We start from the raw sequence: 17,454 nt of genomic DNA, 5'->3' as shown, positions 1-17,454 counted from the left end.
TTTAATATGACCCTCCTGAACCGCCGATATTTTCAATAGGGTGCCATGTGGTTTTTATTTCTTGCAAATCCATAATGTAATAAGGCGATTCTTCCTTTTCATCCATCCAGTTTTTAGCATAAGAAAACACACGCTTTACATTTACTGCTGCAATCTCTTTAAGCGCATAAATTGATTTATAATCCTCGCCTTGAATTACAAGTGCATTTACATCCATATGGCTGGCAAAATGTTCTCCTAATTCAGTCTTGTTACCGGTAAGAATATTTACCACCCCACCAGGCACATCAGAAGTATTTAATACTTCACCAAAAGTTATGGCCGTTAAGGGTTTCGATTCGCTGGCCAATACCACAATGGTATTCCCTCCGGCAATTACAGAAGCGACAAGGGAAACCAATCCGATTAAACCGGAATTTTCATCTGCAAATGCAGCAACCACTCCCATTGGTTCAGGAACAGAAAAATTAAAATGTGAGCTTGCAACAGGATTTACAGAACTAAATAATTGTTGGTATTTATCGCACCAACCGGAATAATAAACCAAACGGTCGATACAAAGATTGACTTCTGTTTCTGCTGCTTTGGGACTAGAACCCATAAGGACCAATTCACTGATGAATTGTGATTTTCTTCCTTCTAAAATTTCGGCAATACGATAAAGTAATTGTCCACGATTAAACGCCGCTCTTCCCGACCACGAAGCAAAAGCGCCCCGCGCTGCAACTACTGCTTCACGAAAATCTTTGCGCGACGACAAAGAAACATTAGCCAGCAATTTTCCTTTTTTATCACGGGGAGAATAATAACGACCACTTTCTGTTCGAGGAAATTTTCCTCCCACGAACAGCTTATATGTTTTTAAAACTTCCAAACGACTCATACCATTTTAATTTCAAAAATTAACATAAGGATTTAATCCGTGTACACCACCTTCTCGTCCAAAACCACTTTCTTTATAACCACCAAATGGAGAAACAGGATCGAATTTATTGTATGTATTTGCCCAAACCACACCGGCTCTTAATTTAGAAGTGAGATTAAATATTTTAGAGCCCTTGTCGGTCCACACTCCGGCTGATAATCCATAAGGCGTATTATTCGCCTTTTCAATCACCTCAGCCTCGGTACGAAATGTTTGGATAGCTAAAACGGGTCCGAAAATTTCCTCATTCGCTATGGTATGCGATTGAGAAACGTTGGTAAATAAAGTTGGTGCACACCAAAATCCTTTGCTAGGCAAATCACACTGTGGCTGAAACATTTCTGCACCTTCTTTTTTACCTAAATCAATGTATTTGCGAATCGTGCTTAATTGCGATTTTGAATTGATAGCTCCTACATCCGTGTTCTTATCCATAGGATCGCCTACACGAAGTGATTTTAAACGGTGTTTTAATTTCCGAACAACTTCATCATATACCGATTCCTGAACAAACAATCTGGATCCGGCGCAACACACATGTCCCTGATTAAAATAAATTCCATTAATAATTCCTTCCACTGCCTGATCGATGGTGGCATCCTCAAAAATGATATTCGCTGCTTTACCTCCTAATTCCAATGTGGCTTTTTTAGGAGTACCGGCAATTGCACGCTGAATGATTTTACCCACATCCGTAGATCCGGTGAATGCAATCTTATCAACGCCTTTGTGATTTACCAATGCTGCACCGGTACTACCTGCACCAGTGATGATATTAACGACTCCTGCAGGCAAATCAGCATCAGCAAAAAGTTCGGCTAATTTAAGTGCGGTTAACGATGTAGTTTCTGCGGGTTTTAAAACAACTGTATTCCCGGTGGCAAGTGCTGGTGCAATTTTCCAGGCGGCCATTAGCAAGGGGAAATTCCAGGGAATGATTTGTCCCGCTACACCTACCGGTGATACCTTGCGATTCGGAAATGCATAATCAAGCTTATCGGCCCAACCCGCATAATAGAAAAAGTGATTTGCAGCAAGCGGAATATCTACATCTCTGCTTTCCTTAATCGGCTTACCTCCATCCAGTGTTTCTATAACCGCAAATTCGCGGGCACGCTCCTGAATCATTCGTGCAATGCGGTATATGTATTTCGCTCGTTCTTTGGCGGGTAGTCGCGACCAGGAAGCAGAGGCTTTTCGTGCGGCTTTTACCGCTTTGTCTACATCCGAAGCATCTGCTTCAGCAATATCAGCAAGCTTTTGTTCGGTGGCCGGATTAATGGTTGGGAAATATTTTCCCTTGGCGGGACGAACAAATTTTCCGTCGATAAATAAATCGTACGACTTTGAAATTTTACCTATCGAAGCACTTTCAGGAGCAGGTGAATACTCCCAATTCAAATTCTCTTTTTTCTTTTCTGCCATAATGTTAATCTTTTGAGAAGTAATCTCCCGATTGATAATTTCCTGTGCTTTGTTTGGCAATCTGCATCAATACATCGTTTGCAAGACGAGATGCACCAAAACGAAACCACTCATTACTTAACCATTCATCGCCCAGCGTTTCCTTCACCATTACTAAATAATGGAGGGCCGATTTGGCAGTTGAAATTCCACCCGCAGGTTTCATTCCCACCATGGTTCCCGTTTTAAAATAATAATCGCGAATTGCCTCAAGCATTACCAGTGTGACCGGCATCGTTGCAGCCGGCGAAATTTTTCCGGTTGATGTTTTTATAAAATCAGCACCTGCATATATAGCGATATCACTGGCGCGACGAACCCTGTCCAGATTTCCTAATTCACCGGTTTCAAAAATAACCTTCAAACGCGCTTTTTTTCCGCACAATTCTTTAATCATGGCAATTTCATCAAACACAAAATCATAATCGCCCGATAAAAATTTCCCTCTCGAAATAACCATGTCAATTTCATCTGCCCCATTATCAAGAGCCATTTTGGTATCGGAAATTTTTACATCCTGCGGACCCTGGCCTGAGGGAAAAGCAGTAGATACAGAAGCCACCTTCACACCGGTGCCTGCGAGTGCTTTCTTTGCCGTGGCAACCATGGTTGGATAAACACAAACAGCCGCAACCGTTGGTAAACCGGGAATCGCCTCATGTAAATGTGCTGCTTTATAACATAATTGACGCACTTTTTGAGGCGTATCCGTCCCTTCTAAAGTGGTGAGATCAATCATGTTCAACACCATTTTTAATCCCTGAAGTTTACTGGATGATTTAATGCTTCTGGAAGTAAATTTCGCGCAACGTTCCTCCACACCCACCAAATCTACCGGAGGGGACACCGGAGGAAATCGGAATAAATTCTTTTGTGCCATGAAAATCAAAATGTAACCAAATATAGAGAATAAATAACTGTAAAAATCAAAATTCTACTAATTCGATAGGACAAATTAAATAATTTCGTGTTTTTCCTATGCTTCAAATTCCTAAATTTGTTAAAAGTACTCGGCAATGAGTTCAAACATCCATCCCATATTCGACCGGATTCTTCAGAAAGAGGATAAGGAGGCGCTTTTACATCAAAGAGGTCTCGTTATTTGGATGACGGGCTTATCCGGATCGGGAAAATCGACGATTGCAATCGGGCTGGAAAAAAAACTTCACGCTGAAGGAATATTAACGCAGGTACTGGATGGTGATAATATTCGTGCCGGAATCAATAACAATCTGGGCTTTTCCGATGAGGACAGAACAGAGAATATTCGCCGGATTGCAGAGGTTTCTAAATTGTTTGTGAATTGCGGAATTGTATGCATCAATTGTTTTGTGTCGCCTACAAAGGCCATTCGCAACCAGGCAAAAAAAATTATTGGTGAACCAAACTTCACTGAAGTATTTATCAATACACCTTTAGAAGTGTGCGAATCGAGGGATGTGAAAGGTTTATACAAAAAAGCAAGGGCAGGAGAAATTAAAGATTTTACCGGTATTAATGCTCCCTTTGAAGCACCGGATTCTGCGGATGTAGAAATTAAAACTGAACAAAAATCTATTGAGGAATCAGTGGATGAATTGTACAATAAAATAATTGGAAAAATAAAATAAAAGATCCATGTCGGGATATCACTTAACCCATTTAAAGGAACTAGAAGCAGAAAGCATATACGTTCTTCGTGAAGTAGCTGCTCAGTTTGAAAACCCAGCTCTATTGTTTTCGGGTGGAAAAGATAGTATTGTCTGTTTTCACTTAGCGAAAAAAGCATTCTGGCCTGCAAAAGTTCCGTTTACGCTTGTTCATATTGATACAGGTCATAATTTTCAGGAAACCATCACCTTTCGTGATGAACTCGTTGCCAAAAACGGGGTGAATATGGTCATCGGATTAGTGCAGGATTCCATCGACAGCGGACGCGTTACCGAAGAAAAAGGATACAACGCGAGTCGAAATGCGCTTCAAACTGTAACGCTTCTCGACACCATTGAAAAATACAAATTCGATGCAGCAATCGGAGGTGCACGTCGTGATGAAGAAAAAGCAAGAGCAAAAGAACGCTTCTTTTCACATCGTGATGAATTCGGACAATGGGATCCAAAAAACCAGCGTCCCGAATTATGGAATCTCTTCAACGGGAAAAAAAATATAGGAGAACATTTCAGAGTATTTCCGATTTCCAACTGGACAGAAATGGATGTATGGCAATATATCCTGCAGGAAAACATCGATATCCCTTCCATTTATTTTACTCACGAACGAGAATGCTTTGAGCGCGACGGAGTCATTTATGCATACTCCGATTTCATGCAATTAAAGCCCACCGAAAAACTAGAAAAAAGAAAAATCCGGTTCAGAACGATTGGCGACATGACCTGTACCGGTGCTGTCGTTTCTCAGGCTTCAAGTCTCGATGAAATCATTGAAGAAGTTGCATCAACACGAGTAACTGAACGTGGATCCCGTATTGATGATAAACGATCGGAAGCCGCAATGGAAGACCGCAAAAAAGCAGGGTATTTTTAATTTTTTTACTGAAGATTATGAGTGGATATTTAGATATGGATTTATTACGCTTCACTACGGCAGGTAGTGTTGACGATGGAAAAAGTACGTTAATAGGTCGCTTGCTGTACGATTCGAAATCAATTTTCGAAGATCAAATGGAGGCCATCGAAAAGGCGAGTCAGAAAAAAGGTGAAGAGCATGTTAATTTAGCATTGCTTACAGATGGTTTAAGAGCGGAAAGAGAACAAGGAATTACGATTGATGTTGCTTATAGATATTTTGCAACGCCCAAGCGTAAATTCATTGTTGCCGACACTCCGGGTCATATTCAATACACCAGAAATATGGTTACCGGCGCTTCAACTGCAAATCTTGCAATCATACTTGTAGACGCAAGAAAAGGATTGATTGAGCAAACCGCCCGTCATTCGTTTATTGCTTCACTTTTGCAAATTCCACATGTTGTTTACTGTATCAATAAAATGGATCTGGTGGACTATAATGAGGAAACATTCTACAAAATCAAAAAAGATCTGGAAGATTTCAGTGCAAAATTAGAAGTGAAAGACATTAATTTCATTCCCATTTCTGCATTAAACGGCGATAATGTTGTAGACCGTTCAGAAAAAATGAAATGGTATGACGGTCCCACACTGATGTACCTCCTCGAAAATGTTCACATCTCGGGCGACCATAACCATATTGATGCACGTTTTCCGGTGCAGTATGTTGTGCGTCCGATGTCAAACGAATTTCACGATTTCAGAGGCTACGCAGGTCGTGTTTCCAGCGGCGTAATCCGCAAGGGAGACGAAATCATGGTATTGCCATCCGGATTTACCTCTAAAATCAAATCCATCGTTACCATGGAAAAAGAAATTGAAGAGGCATTTGCACCTATGTCGGTTACGCTCACACTCGAAGATGAAATTGACATTTCACGTGGTGATATGATAGTGCGTAAAAATAATGTGCCTGAACAAACACAGGATGTGGAGGCGATGGTATGTTGGTTAAACGACAAACCCATGCAAAGCAATGGAAAATATGCTTTAAGACATACATCGAAAGATGTACGTTCGGTAGTGAAAGATATCCGGTATAAAATGGACATCAACACGCTACACCGAAATGAGGAAGATAAAACCATTCGGATGAACGATATTGCACGTGTAGTATTAAGAACAACATCTCCCTTGTTTATTGATAAATACCATCGCAACCGCTCAACGGGTAGTTTTATTCTGATCGACGAAGGCACCAATGAAACTGTTGGCGCGGGAATGATTATTTAAATAATATCCACCCATGAGATATTTGCCCTTAGTATTCGCAATCCTAATCCTGGCCTGTTCCAAAGCAGATCGCGATAATGACACTGGCACCGTGCAGGCGACAGACAATCTATTGGCAGAATTTGCATTTATTGATATTCATACCATGATTAAAGAGGCAACGGAAGTGGAATCCGGACTGCGATCTGTTTCTAACCTTTTTCCCAACGCAACTATTTATTCGGACACTTTATCCAATCCAAAAATTGTAATGATTGATTTTGGAAACAACAATTCACTTTGTGCGGATGGAAGAAACAGGAGAGGAATCATTTATGCCAGTCTAAGCGGTCACTACTCCGACTCACTTTGTCAAATACAAATTACCCCACAAAACTATTATGTGCAGGACCGCAAAATAGAAGGAGCGGTTTCAATGACCAACAATGGACGCATAAGTGGCGGTTATTATACATTTAGCTGGACCGTTTCCAATGGAAAAATTACAGATACCGACGGATCAGTAATTCAATATAACTGTACGCGAAATTTTAAATGGCTGGCAGGAATTGGAACGAGTCAAATTTCAGACGACATCTATACCATCAGCGGAACAGCATCCGGCTTAGATCGAAAAGGAGCTTCATACACCAACAGCATAACCGCAAGCTTAAACTATAACTTTAGTTGTTCTACGTTTACATCAGGAATCCTTAAAATACAAGTAGGTAATTTATCTGATCGGATTCTTGATTTCGGTAGCGGAAATTGTGATCAAATTGCCACTTTAAGTTTTAATGGAAACGAAGAGGAGTTGACCACCTATTAGGCTGCATCAAGCGCCTTTTCCTTGATGATTTCAGATACAGATTGACCTGAAATACGCGCCAATAACCAATTAATGATTTCGGAATCCATTATCGATTGCACCTCGAACGGATCGTTAAGCATTTTAGTGAACTCATTTAAGGCTTGCGATTCAACTTTTTCCTTAAACCTTCTGGTTGGAGAAACCAGCTTTTTAATCATAGATAGGAAAAGAGAATCTGCCTTATGCGAATAAGCACATGTCGATAATTTTCTTCCGTAGGCTTTACATTGAACAATGATGAGGTTATTGTTGCCCAATTCGAAATAACTCAAAATTTGCAATTGAAAAGCAGGGAAATAAGAAGGTGTTGAACAAGCTTCACGCTCACGCAAAATCAATTCGCAATATTTTGCTGATTTTTTATATTCTCCTTTTATAAATAGAAATCTTGCCATTTGATATACCAGCGGGAAAAAGCAAGGTGATAAATCTCCTTTATCCAATCTGCGAATTATCTTTTGAGCTTGCCCAAATGCATATTCTGCTTCCGAAAAATTAGAACAGCGGGAATAATAATTAAGTAGATGTGCATAATATTCCACCTTATCCAAATAAGGTAATTCAGCTTCTTCCAATTCGTCAATAATAAAGCGACACTCCACTACCCGATCGAGCTGAACACAGATTTTAAGGTAGATTAATTTTATGCTCGACATCCGGTTAATCCAAACTTTATCTCCATTAACCAAATCAAGATTCAATTGCATGCGCAAAAGCAATCTGGTTAAATGATCATATGCAAAATCCAATTTTGAAACCAATTGATAATACCTGATATGAATGAGGTGGTACCAATACACATTTTCAATAGAAGCATCTTCAACATAGTTGAGTAATGCAGGATTTCTGATGATTTTTTCTAAATCCTCCAATTCATCCATCGACCGGATTGTTCCTCTGGACCGGAATACCGCTTCAATTTGATGATAAAGCGATTTAAACACGGATAAATTGTTCGTCAGTTCAATCAAGGCATTTTCTCTGGTATGCAATTCATGGAGTTGTTCAGAAGAAAACACTAATGGAATGGCCATTCGAACCGATTGCAAAGCCATTTCGTACCTGCCCGACTCGATGGCTTTAATGCGAACCCTATCGAGAAGCCGTAATGCCTGATCCACCATACCGCGATCCGACAAAAACGTTGCCTGACCTAATTGCGACCTGAGTTCGACATCTGAGCTTTTTTCGGTGCCAATGGTAGAGAGTACTTTTAAAATCAAATGATACAATCTGCTTTTTAAAACAGAAAATTGCGATACAGAAAGTCTGGCCTTGAGATAGTCCTCATCGTACTCACTCATGCCCTCAATCATTTCGAACAAACGCAAATAGCTTTTAGTTGACTCCCTTTCGTAAAGTCCTGCATATATCACAAAGTGACGCTTCTCTGCTACGCTTAAGGACTTGACCAGGCAAAAAATATCTGAAGCTGATTGTACCGCCATACTTGACCAAAAATAGCTGAGATGATCCTGAAATTTATTAACCCAGGTTAATAATTATCTCGAAAATTTTGTTATACTAGCTACATAAAAGATTCAGGTATTCTTTGAACAAATACTGCATTATCTTTACACCAGAATGGAAGAAAATTTTGATTTGCGGGCAGAAGATGCTGAATCTTCAGACAAGGATCTTGACCGGGTGCTCCGGCCCAAGATGTTTGATGATTTTACGGGTCAGCAAAAAGTAATTGAAAACCTCAGCGTATTTGTGCAAGCTGCCAAACAACGTGATGAAGCATTAGACCATGTATTGTTGCACGGACCTCCGGGATTGGGTAAAACTACTCTAGCCAACATCATTGCCAATGAACTGGGAGTAAATATTAAAATCACTTCCGGACCCGTATTAGATAAACCGGGTGATCTGGCAGGTTTACTTACCAATCTTGAAAAAGGAGATGTATTATTCATTGATGAAATACATCGTTTAAGTCCGGTGGTAGAAGAGTATCTCTACTCCGCTATGGAAGATTACACCATCGATATCATGATTGATACCGGTCCCAACGCACGCACGGTTCAAATATCACTTAATCCATTTACGTTAATTGGAGCAACTACACGTTCCGGATTATTAACTGCACCATTACGTGCACGATTTGGAATTAATTCGCGACTTGAATATTATGATTCAAAAACGCTAACCCTCATCGTTGAGCGATCTTCGAGTATCCTCAATATTCCTATTGATGAAAAAGCGGCCTACGAAATTGCTTTCAGAAGCAGAGGCACACCACGTATTGCCAATGCACTTTTACGAAGGGTAAGAGACTTTGCACAAATCAAAGGCGATGGAAATATTGATCTTCCCATTGTGCAACATGCGCTGGATGCTTTAAATGTTGACAAACATGGCTTAGATGAAATGGATAATAAAATTCTCCGCGCCATCATTGAAAAATTCAAGGGTGGTCCGGTTGGATTAACAACCATTGCTACTGCTGTTGGCGAACAAGCCGGAACCATTGAAGAAGTGTATGAACCATATCTCATTCAGGAAGGTTATTTAATTCGTACGCCACGCGGAAGGAAAGCAACAGAATTTGCGTATAAACATTTTGGTTTAACCGTGCCATTCCACAGAGGTAGTTTATTCGATTAAACTTGCAAAATCCGGAACTTAATACTTCAACTATAAAGCAGTTGGCATTAGCCGAAGGATTTTCCTATGTGGGATTCTCTATTGCAGAAGAGTTAACAACAGAAGCACACCGACTGGAAAAATGGTTAAACAAAGATTTCCATGGCAAGATGTCGTACATGGAAAACCATTTTGATAAACGAATCGATCCCCGGAAATTAGTAGAAGGAAGTAAAAGTGTAATCTCTTTATTGTTCAATTACTATAATCCTGAAAAAAATAAAAATGATGATGCTCCAAAAATTTCACAGTACGCTTATGGAGAAGATTATCACCTGGTGATAAAAGAAAAACTTGCAGTACTCGTAGAAAGAGCACAGGAAAAAATTGGAAATTTTAATTATCGGATTTTTGTTGACTCCGCACCGGTAATGGATAAAGCCTGGGCAGTAAAATCAGGTTTAGGATGGATGGGCAAAAACACAAATCTGATTACAAAAAATCAGGGTAGTTTTTTCTTTATTGCCGAAATCATATCCGATTTAATGATACTTCCTGATGGTCCGATTAAAGATTATTGCGGAACATGCACAGCTTGCATTGATGCTTGTCCTACCGATGCCATATCTGCCCCCTATGAAGTGGATGGATCAAAATGTATTTCCTATTTCACGATTGAATTAAAGGACGCCGTTTTACCTCAGGATTACAAAGGCAAATTCGAAAACTGGATGTTCGGTTGCGATATCTGTCAGGATGTTTGTCCCTGGAATCGCTTTTCGAAACCACACAGGGAAAATAAATTTAACCCGCATCCCGATTTGCTTTCCTTATCGAAATCGGACTGGAAAGATCTGACTGAAGATGTATATCAGGAATTATTTAAACGTTCTGCCGTAAAACGAACTAAATTCGAAGGACTGAAACGTAATATTGAATTTCTTGATTTATAAATTTTCAAAGGTTCGGGCAATCACGTCATAATATTGTTGTCCGAATGTGGCAACACACCAGGCCTTTAAAACCAGGACTTCTTCCTTCCTGATCCACTTGATGGATTTCCGAAGTTCCTTTTCAAACAACAATCGGTCAAAACTTACCTTAAGCAAAATTTTCTTGCTGAATTCCAACATAAGATTCTGGTTTTACGCTATTGAATTTACATATAAAACGCGCAAAAGCCAAAAAGATTTTCTCTTTAACGAATTTTAGGAAAATGTGTTAAATGTGATTACAGCAATATGTAACACAGGTTGAAGGACAAAACCGAGTTCATCTGACCGGGATTCCACCAAAAGTATTGCGCTGATTGATGATCGCGCACCGGAATCAGGGATCGTGTTGCACGGACGGAAAAAATAAAGTGATCGCCCCATTTATATCCGGCAGAAATTAATCCGGCAAATTCAGATTTGCGAAACGGACGAACAGGATTTCGAACGCCATTTTGATCATATTCTGAATAGCCTAATAATCGGCCGTAGGATAATCCTACATCAAATGTAAATCCTTTAAAATGTGGGCGCCAGAAAAAGGGGATTTCAATATAATTCAGTCGTAAATCATAACTGGTGTAATCGCCTTTGCCCGGATTCGGGATATGCCTTGCGCCCTTTTGAGAAAATGCTATTTCAAATTGCCAGAAATAATCATCTTTAGAACTCCAATTGGCAAACAAACCGGCATAAAGTCCCGGCTTGTTATAACCTGCATAAGTGTCGCCCGAAAGCTGACTACCCTGTATGCCTAATACGGGACCTGCAGAAAAAGAAACCTGAGAATAAGACGTTGAGTTAAAAAGTAAAAACAGGATTAAAAAAGTCTTATTCAATAAACTTCTTCTCAATAACCTGATGTATTTCTTTTGTGTCAAAATCAAAAATATAACCAACAAAATAATAATGATGTTTACGATGATCAAAATCTACCGTATCACGCGCTGTAAAGTTATACTTTAAACTGATGGTTGTATCTGTTCCTGCCGATGCATTTCCGCTCCACATGTTCACTCCCCATGTTCCTCCAATATTATCACGTAAAACGTGACGGTGAACATAATTTACATCATATGGATTAGCATAAGTGGGATCACCTTGTGCACCGGGATAGTTTTTTTGTTTAGATACAATACTGTCCTCTACAAAATATCCCACAACGTTATATGTCCCCGTTTTAGACGTCAGGAATTTAGAACGCATGTGAACACACAATGAATACGGATCATTAATTGAATCATATTCAAGATACATTTGAAGATCAATTTCTAATGGTTTCGGTGCTTCGATGTTAAACGCATTTCCCCAGTTCGCTTTCCCGATTACAGCACTTCCTGCATAAGGAACACGATTTAACATTCCGGAGGGATATCCGGTTACATTAAAAAATGTGTTGTATTCCTCACCAGCAACAGTGGTGTAATCGGCTGTGTATCCACCGGGAGCATCTACATAGGCAAATGCACCGGCGTGAATAGAAACGATCACCAATCGTTCTCCATATAAGGGCTGCCAAACTTCTCTGAGATCATAGGCTCCGGAAGGACAATTCCCACAGGTATGTCCTGTGAATTCCTCAAACAACATGTTGCGCACTGTTCCACTTGTATCCGGAAATGAAACCGGCGGACAAGCAGCAATATCATAATAAGGTTGCTCCACTCTGTCGCATGAAGAAAAGCCAATTAAAATTCCCGCAATTCCTGTAAAAATTAATTTGTTTTTCATGACCCAAGAAATTAGAAGCTACTAGTAATTGAAATAATAAATCCATTCGAGGCAGGTACCGCTCTGCAAACTCCTCCTACACAAAATAAACCTTGACGTTGTTTACCGTAACCAATACTGATACGTGATGAATTATTAATGTAACCTAACGTGAAATAAGGATAGTGTAATTGATGATGTTCATCCGGATTTCCATAATTGTACTGATCTAACACCGCAACAAACCAACTGGGCGAATATGTATATTCGAGTAATGCAGTTGCCCAACTTCCCTTGTCTTGTTTTGTATATAAATGCTGCAATTCCATTCTTAAATTATTGCGCTTATTCACTTTATAATTTAATTCAGCAACACCAATGTGAGAATAGATTGTTCCTTTACCGATTAGATTTTGTACAACTTCCATGTCGTATTCAAAATAGGCATACATCAAAGTAAATTTGAACTTATCACTTACCTTCTTTTTAAATTCAACGTTGAAATCCCGGAAATATTTATTGGCACCGGGCATAAAAAATTTCGCGGTGTAACTTTTTCGCGCAGAATCATTTTCCGGATTGTATTTTGTTGAGTCCAGACCATTGGCCGAAGAGAAATTAACTGCAACGGAAGCTCCATATTTACCACCTAACAAACTTCCCTTTTTAAATTTATAACTCACATCCGCCTGAAATGCAACTTCTCCGTTGGGTTGACACGCATAAGGATATAAAGTAGCGGCAAGATTATACGTATGCGGTCGGGTTAAAGCAGGATTATAATTGATAAATACATTGGTAAATCCTTCATACCTGTTGGATCTGTAACTCATGTTGTCAATGTATTTTGCCGACAACGACACACCAAATCCTTTAGTGGCATAATTGGTTTGGATCAATAATCCTTGTCCATCTTTATAGATGTATCCATTATCGTTGGATGGATCATTTACTTTATGCACATATTCAGCACTTAAATTCCATTTGTCACGAATCAGATTCATCCGTGCAGCAAATGAACCAACGTTAGCCGGCATAATGTAGTTTACATCCGTAGGATCCTGATATTTACTTACAAAACTACCGCCAATAATTACGCGGGTTTTTGAATTTGCCATTAAACTATCGAGTACTTCATTAACGATAATTTCAGCATCTGCGCCCCGCACAATTCCCGGAGCCAATTCCCAGAACAAGCGCTGTTTTCCGTAAATACCCTTTAAATAAATCCCTTTGTAAGGATTAAATTTTACGCGAATTCCATCAAGCATATTATCGTAACCCAGAGCTCTTTCTTCATAGGTACGAAGAATCATTCCGCTACCGAATTGCTCATAAAAGCCACCTACGGTGATGTCAAACTTGTCCTCAGTAAATTGAGCATAACGATACATCACCCCTTGGCCTTCCCATCCAGGAAGAAAACCTTGTAATGGTTTCAGATAGGCTTCATAACGAAATCCGGCTTTAAATTTCCCAAGCGAATAATTGATATTCGCGAACGAGTTCATTCTTGTTTTTTCTTGTACTTCTTTTGCATTAATCAGCGAGTCTGCAAAATAATATTGCGCATCCAAACCGAAGTTTCCGCTTACCTGTCCAAAATTGCTTTGAGCTTGAATGCTCCCCGCTACTCCAAATGATAAAGCGGCAAGTAAAAATTTTTTCATTGAACTCTATTGGTGGAATTTAGTGTTTACCTACTAATTTTTTGATTTCCTCATAAAGATGTTCTTCATCTCCTTCGGAATAATTGTTATGATCCCAAACGATGTTACCGTTCCCATCCACCAAAAAAGTATGGGGAACATTGTTCACATTCATTGCACGTTTGAAATCCTGATTCTCGTCGATATATACATCATAAGGAAGTTCTTTCGACATGATATACGGTTTAACCTTTGAAGAATTTCTTGCATCATCAATAGAAATTGCAATAATTTTTACGCCAGTTTCCTTTTGCCATTCTTCATAAACCTCAGCCATGTTTTCAAGTTCCTTTTTACAAGGCGAACACCAGGTTGCCCAAAAAGAAATTACAATTGGTTTTCCGTCGTTAGAAATATTTGCCATATCAAACGTTCCACCATCCAGTGTTTTTACTTTTACGGACGGAACTTTTTTATCATTCACAGCAAGGTCAGCATTATCAACCTGGGTAAAAGCCATCAGGCAAAATGCAACAAAAGGGATCAATAACTTTTTCATTTTTTTCGTTTTCTTTTTCAAAATCAAATATCAGGCCATCTACAGGTATAAATGTAATTAATTGCGCCGTTTTATGATTCTAATAATGCAAAACATTCTTTTATTTCTATTTAAAAATATAGAGGGTCTTTATTTTAAATTTAATTCTTAAGCACCGTTCTATATGTAACAAAATCAGTGTTATAGCCCGAAATTTTTACAAGATACAACCCTGGAAGTAGCTCCGAAAGATTTAATTCCTGACTTAAACTTCCTGAGGATACAGAAGATTGAATACAATGGCGACCATCTATCGTGTACAAATCAATGAAAAGAGGAGATGGCAACTCTTGGTTCGCTTTCAATGTTATCACGTCGGTGAATGGATTTGGGAATAATTCGATGAACGAATTTTCTGTTTCGGTAATTGATGTGGCAACCGTAATATAAATATCAAACAACACTGTTATTTGTTGGGCGGTGGAATCAAGATTAATTAAATCAACAGCAAAAACACCATGACCGGGTGTTGAATTTGTAAAAACATTGATGATTATTTTGTCCATGGTACCCGTAACAGCAGGTAATAAAAAATCAGCACTGTCGGGAGCGGGATTGTGATAGGTTACATTATCCTGAATGGCAATTCCCCATTGAGAAGGATAAAAGGTATAATGTTGATTAACTTTCCAGCGCATATGGATATCATCGCCGGAATAATTAAATAATTGAAAATATTCATGCGGGGGTGTAATCGAAGTTGTGGTTTTATGAATATCCTTATACACTGTATCTACACCGAATCCCTGAGCAAGGGATACAATATGTAGGAAACAAATTCCTGCAACTGTAAACAAATTTTTCATAGCTGAAAGTTAGGTATAAAAAAGCCCCGGCAAAAACCGGGGCCTTTTCAATTATTATTTATTTCTATTAGTGAGTAATAACCACTTTCTTAGAAATTACAGAACCATTTACATTAACGTTAACGAAGTAAATACCTGCATCAAGACGATTTCCATCAATCATGAATGTGTTTTCTCCGCTTAAAGTACCATAGTTAAAGCTGCTAACTAAAGCACCAGTTACGCTTACGATACTGATGTTAACTTCTCCTGCTTCGAGGATATTTAATTTAATCGCTGCGAAATCATTTGCAGGATTAGGGAAAATATTCATGTCAAAGTTTGGAGCAGCGTCCTCAGCAATTCCAAGTACGAGGTCAGCCTCAGCAGCGTTAAGGATTTTACCGGTAGCATTGTCAATCAAAATACCAGCTACTTTAATGTTGTTTTCATTTTGTGTAGTTGGAAGAGTGTGATTGAATGTATAGCTAGTAGATGATCCTGCAGTTACAGAGCTAGGTACAGATCCAGCCTGACCAGCAAAGCCACCTAATAAAGCACGTCCAACGTGGTCATATTCCATATTCGCAGCAGGAACCGGATTTGGTTCAGTTTGCCAGTTGTGACCAGCACCATTAAGTGGAAGGTTTTGTGAAGTTGAGCTGTAATAGTTGGTTTGATTGTAACCAGAAGTAGTTCCGTGAACGTTATCTTCAATTACGATAGCAGCTAAACGATAGTCAATTCCAGTGAAAGAACCAGCCCAGTCAGCAGTAACGGTTACAGTCATTGCACGAGTAACAAGATTAATGTCTGAAGTAACACCAATGTTTGCTGGAGCAACTTTGGTAATTAATTGAGAGTAGGCAGTTGGGAAATCGCTTGGATCAACATCCAAAAGATCACGGTCAACAACTCCTGAAGGATAACCAGAAATTAATGCGCCAATTGCATTGTCATAAGCAGTTACGGTCATTGGGTCACTGTTGTGAACCGCAACTCCAACCCAAGTGTTTGGATAAGTAGTAGCCATTTGATCCATGAAAACAGCACCACGTGGACACCATCCGCACCATGTACCTGTACCTTCTTCACCAACTACGCGTTTAGTAGGAAGAAAAGTAAGTCCGTATACATTTCTGCCCATTGTGTTGTCTGCAGTATTTGCATCACCACCTAAGGTAACTGTAACAGTGATGTTATAGTTAGTACCGGCAGCAACCGCTAATTGTGTACCATGGGTAAAGTTATACGTTCCAAGTGGCGGAATGCTTACGCTGAAAGTTTGATTGTGTGCAGAACCGTCATTCCAGTCGATATCTACAGAAGTAATCGTGTTCGAACCAAGGTTAGTGATTGTTCCTGTAATAGACAAGTTAGATGGACCAACTACGTACTGAGTATAAGAAAGGTCAGTTAAAGCCACATCGTTAGCAGCAGGCGAGTAGATGTTTACGTTATCCACTGCAAAACCAGATGCCCATTGTCCGCTATCATTATGACGGAATGCCACCAATACGTTAGCATTTCCTGCATATGCAGATAGATTTACTACTAAATCTTCCTGCCAAGCACCGTCAACACCGGTTAATGTAGAAACAGTTGTCCAGGAAGTTCCTCCGTTGGTACTAACCTCTACAGTTGCAACTGAACCATAAGTTCCATTGAAATATGCATCATACTTTAAGAAAACAACAGAAAATGCGCTTAAATCAAGTGAGGTGGTAACCAAACGGTCTTTATCAGCAACATTTGCAGTCATTGAACTGTTATCGTGCGCATCATCATTTGATGCAGCATATTTGGTATGTGTAGGAACAGCCCAATAGGTTGAACCTAAAGCGTTACCAAACTCCCATCCCACAGAAGGACTGGAGTGCGTGTTTTGCCATCCTGAAGGAAGAGCTCCTCCTTCAAAATCTTCATTAAGAATTGTGGTTTGGCCAAATGAAACCGATGCAGCCAACACACAACCTACAGATAGTAATAGTTTTTTCATGTTCCTGTTTTTTTTGATGCAGACAAATTTTAAGGAAAAAGAAGAGAAAAAAAAACTAAAACAGCCTTTATTGGCCAGATTCTTTGAATCCTA

General features: G+C 39.4%; 17 protein-coding genes. 6 read left to right on the top strand and 11 right to left on the bottom strand.

Annotated features, from left to right (window positions below):
- Window position 1 precedes the first annotated feature (1 nt).
- Genes K1X56_02280 through deoC form a run of 3 tightly spaced genes read right to left on the bottom strand, consistent with a single transcriptional unit; the run spans window position 2 to window position 3,269 of the window.
- Window positions 2-883, bottom strand: coding sequence for an aldehyde dehydrogenase family protein (locus K1X56_02280; protein ID MBX7093520.1), 882 nt, complete (start codon window positions 881-883; stop codon window positions 2-4).
- A gap of 12 nt (window positions 884-895) precedes the next feature.
- Window positions 896-2,350 carry an aldehyde dehydrogenase family protein gene (locus tag K1X56_02275; protein ID MBX7093519.1) on the bottom strand — a complete coding sequence of 485 codons (1,455 nt, stop codon included), beginning with the start codon at window positions 2,348-2,350 and terminating at the stop codon, window positions 896-898.
- 4 nt (window positions 2,351-2,354) lie between these two features.
- A complete protein-coding gene (gene deoC, locus K1X56_02270; GenBank protein MBX7093518.1) occupies window positions 2,355-3,269 on the bottom strand; it encodes a deoxyribose-phosphate aldolase in 915 nt (304 codons plus the stop codon).
- A 136-nt stretch (window positions 3,270-3,405) separates the two neighbouring features.
- Here deoC and cysC point away from each other — a divergent pair, with 136 nt between their 5' ends.
- From cysC to K1X56_02250, 4 genes are read left to right on the top strand one after another with little or no spacing between them, the layout of a single operon-like run.
- Window positions 3,406-3,999 (top strand): adenylyl-sulfate kinase, encoded by a 594-nt coding sequence (cysC, locus tag K1X56_02265; protein ID MBX7093517.1) that lies wholly within the window; start codon window positions 3,406-3,408, stop codon window positions 3,997-3,999.
- A 7-nt stretch (window positions 4,000-4,006) separates the two neighbouring features.
- Window positions 4,007-4,912, top strand: coding sequence for a sulfate adenylyltransferase subunit CysD (cysD, locus tag K1X56_02260; GenBank protein ID MBX7093516.1), 906 nt, complete (start codon window positions 4,007-4,009; stop codon window positions 4,910-4,912).
- 17 nt (window positions 4,913-4,929) lie between these two features.
- Window positions 4,930-6,189: a sulfate adenylyltransferase subunit CysN gene (gene cysN / locus K1X56_02255; GenBank protein MBX7093515.1), complete on the top strand. Its 1,260-nt coding sequence runs from the start codon at window positions 4,930-4,932 to the stop codon at window positions 6,187-6,189.
- 13 nt (window positions 6,190-6,202) lie between these two features.
- Window positions 6,203-6,997, top strand: a complete 795-nt coding sequence (locus tag K1X56_02250; protein ID MBX7093514.1) for a hypothetical protein — start codon at window positions 6,203-6,205, stop codon at window positions 6,995-6,997.
- On the opposite strand, the gene K1X56_02245 is transcribed toward K1X56_02250, so the two are convergent.
- On the bottom strand, window positions 6,994-8,487 hold the full coding sequence (locus K1X56_02245) for a hypothetical protein (protein MBX7093513.1): 1,494 nt from the start codon (window positions 8,485-8,487) through the stop codon (window positions 6,994-6,996). The two genes, K1X56_02250 and K1X56_02245, sit on opposite strands and share 4 nt — an antisense overlap.
- A gap of 136 nt (window positions 8,488-8,623) precedes the next feature.
- On the opposite strand from K1X56_02245, the gene ruvB reads away from it, so the two are divergent.
- A complete protein-coding gene (gene ruvB / locus K1X56_02240; protein ID MBX7093512.1) occupies window positions 8,624-9,649 on the top strand; it encodes a Holliday junction branch migration DNA helicase RuvB in 1,026 nt (341 codons plus the stop codon).
- On the top strand, window positions 9,640-10,581 hold the full coding sequence (gene queG / locus K1X56_02235) for a tRNA epoxyqueuosine(34) reductase QueG (GenBank protein MBX7093511.1): 942 nt from the start codon (window positions 9,640-9,642) through the stop codon (window positions 10,579-10,581). The genes ruvB and queG overlap by 10 nt, the downstream gene beginning before the upstream one ends.
- Here queG and K1X56_02230 read toward each other — a convergent pair.
- The 7 genes from K1X56_02230 to K1X56_02200 all read right to left on the bottom strand — a co-directional run bounded on the left by K1X56_02230 (window position 10,576) and on the right by K1X56_02200 (window position 17,361).
- The gene (locus K1X56_02230; GenBank protein ID MBX7093510.1) at window positions 10,576-10,761 is read right to left on the bottom strand and encodes a hypothetical protein; all 186 of its coding nucleotides are present in this window, start codon (window positions 10,759-10,761) and stop codon (window positions 10,576-10,578) included. The genes queG and K1X56_02230 overlap by 6 nt on opposite strands.
- A 98-nt stretch (window positions 10,762-10,859) precedes the next feature.
- Window positions 10,860-11,459 (bottom strand): PorT family protein, encoded by a 600-nt coding sequence (locus K1X56_02225; GenBank protein ID MBX7093509.1) that lies wholly within the window; start codon window positions 11,457-11,459, stop codon window positions 10,860-10,862.
- Entirely contained in the window at window positions 11,452-12,351 is a 900-nt protein-coding gene (locus K1X56_02220; protein ID MBX7093508.1) for an Omp28-related outer membrane protein, read from the bottom strand. Before K1X56_02220 ends, K1X56_02225 begins: the two co-directional genes overlap by 8 nt.
- A gap of 11 nt (window positions 12,352-12,362) precedes the next feature.
- On the bottom strand, window positions 12,363-14,000 hold the full coding sequence (locus K1X56_02215; protein MBX7093507.1) for a hypothetical protein: 1,638 nt from the start codon (window positions 13,998-14,000) through the stop codon (window positions 12,363-12,365).
- Between the two features lie 19 nt (window positions 14,001-14,019).
- Window positions 14,020-14,538: a TlpA family protein disulfide reductase gene (locus tag K1X56_02210; GenBank protein MBX7093506.1), complete on the bottom strand. Its 519-nt coding sequence runs from the start codon at window positions 14,536-14,538 to the stop codon at window positions 14,020-14,022.
- 140 nt (window positions 14,539-14,678) lie between these two features.
- Entirely contained in the window at window positions 14,679-15,383 is a 705-nt protein-coding gene (locus K1X56_02205; protein ID MBX7093505.1) for a T9SS type A sorting domain-containing protein, read from the bottom strand.
- A gap of 67 nt (window positions 15,384-15,450) precedes the next feature.
- Window positions 15,451-17,361 (bottom strand): Omp28-related outer membrane protein, encoded by a 1,911-nt coding sequence (locus K1X56_02200; GenBank protein MBX7093504.1) that lies wholly within the window; start codon window positions 17,359-17,361, stop codon window positions 15,451-15,453.
- Between the last annotated feature and the right edge of the window lie 93 nt (window positions 17,362-17,454).

The organism is Flavobacteriales bacterium (assembly GCA_019694795.1).
In the GTDB taxonomy this organism is placed as follows: domain Bacteria; phylum Bacteroidota; class Bacteroidia; order Flavobacteriales_D; family UBA2798; genus UBA2798.
This window is presented reverse-complemented; position numbering and strand designations above follow the sequence as displayed.

What these genes read in the sequence shown, in the direction of transcription:
- cysC (MBX7093517.1), top strand. Translation starts at nt 3,406, where the DNA reads ATGAGTTCAAACATCCATCCCATATTCGACCGGATTCTTCAGAAAGAG.
- K1X56_02275 (MBX7093519.1), bottom strand. Translation starts at nt 2,350, where the DNA reads ATGGCAGAAAAGAAAAAAGAGAATTTGAATTGGGAGTATTCACCTGCT.
- K1X56_02230 (MBX7093510.1), bottom strand. Translation starts at nt 10,761, where the DNA reads ATGTTGGAATTCAGCAAGAAAATTTTGCTTAAGGTAAGTTTTGACCGA.
- ruvB (MBX7093512.1), top strand. Translation starts at nt 8,624, where the DNA reads ATGGAAGAAAATTTTGATTTGCGGGCAGAAGATGCTGAATCTTCAGAC.
- K1X56_02220 (MBX7093508.1), bottom strand. Translation starts at nt 12,351, where the DNA reads ATGAAAAACAAATTAATTTTTACAGGAATTGCGGGAATTTTAATTGGC.
- K1X56_02210 (MBX7093506.1), bottom strand. Translation starts at nt 14,538, where the DNA reads ATGAAAAAGTTATTGATCCCTTTTGTTGCATTTTGCCTGATGGCTTTT.
- cysN (MBX7093515.1), top strand. Translation starts at nt 4,930, where the DNA reads ATGAGTGGATATTTAGATATGGATTTATTACGCTTCACTACGGCAGGT.
- K1X56_02215 (MBX7093507.1), bottom strand. Translation starts at nt 14,000, where the DNA reads ATGAAAAAATTTTTACTTGCCGCTTTATCATTTGGAGTAGCGGGGAGC.
- deoC (MBX7093518.1), bottom strand. Translation starts at nt 3,269, where the DNA reads ATGGCACAAAAGAATTTATTCCGATTTCCTCCGGTGTCCCCTCCGGTA.
- cysD (MBX7093516.1), top strand. Translation starts at nt 4,007, where the DNA reads ATGTCGGGATATCACTTAACCCATTTAAAGGAACTAGAAGCAGAAAGC.
- K1X56_02200 (MBX7093504.1), bottom strand. Translation starts at nt 17,361, where the DNA reads ATGAAAAAACTATTACTATCTGTAGGTTGTGTGTTGGCTGCATCGGTT.
- K1X56_02245 (MBX7093513.1), bottom strand. Translation starts at nt 8,487, where the DNA reads ATGGCGGTACAATCAGCTTCAGATATTTTTTGCCTGGTCAAGTCCTTA.
- K1X56_02205 (MBX7093505.1), bottom strand. Translation starts at nt 15,383, where the DNA reads ATGAAAAATTTGTTTACAGTTGCAGGAATTTGTTTCCTACATATTGTA.
- K1X56_02250 (MBX7093514.1), top strand. Translation starts at nt 6,203, where the DNA reads ATGAGATATTTGCCCTTAGTATTCGCAATCCTAATCCTGGCCTGTTCC.
- K1X56_02280 (MBX7093520.1), bottom strand. Translation starts at nt 883, where the DNA reads ATGAGTCGTTTGGAAGTTTTAAAAACATATAAGCTGTTCGTGGGAGGA.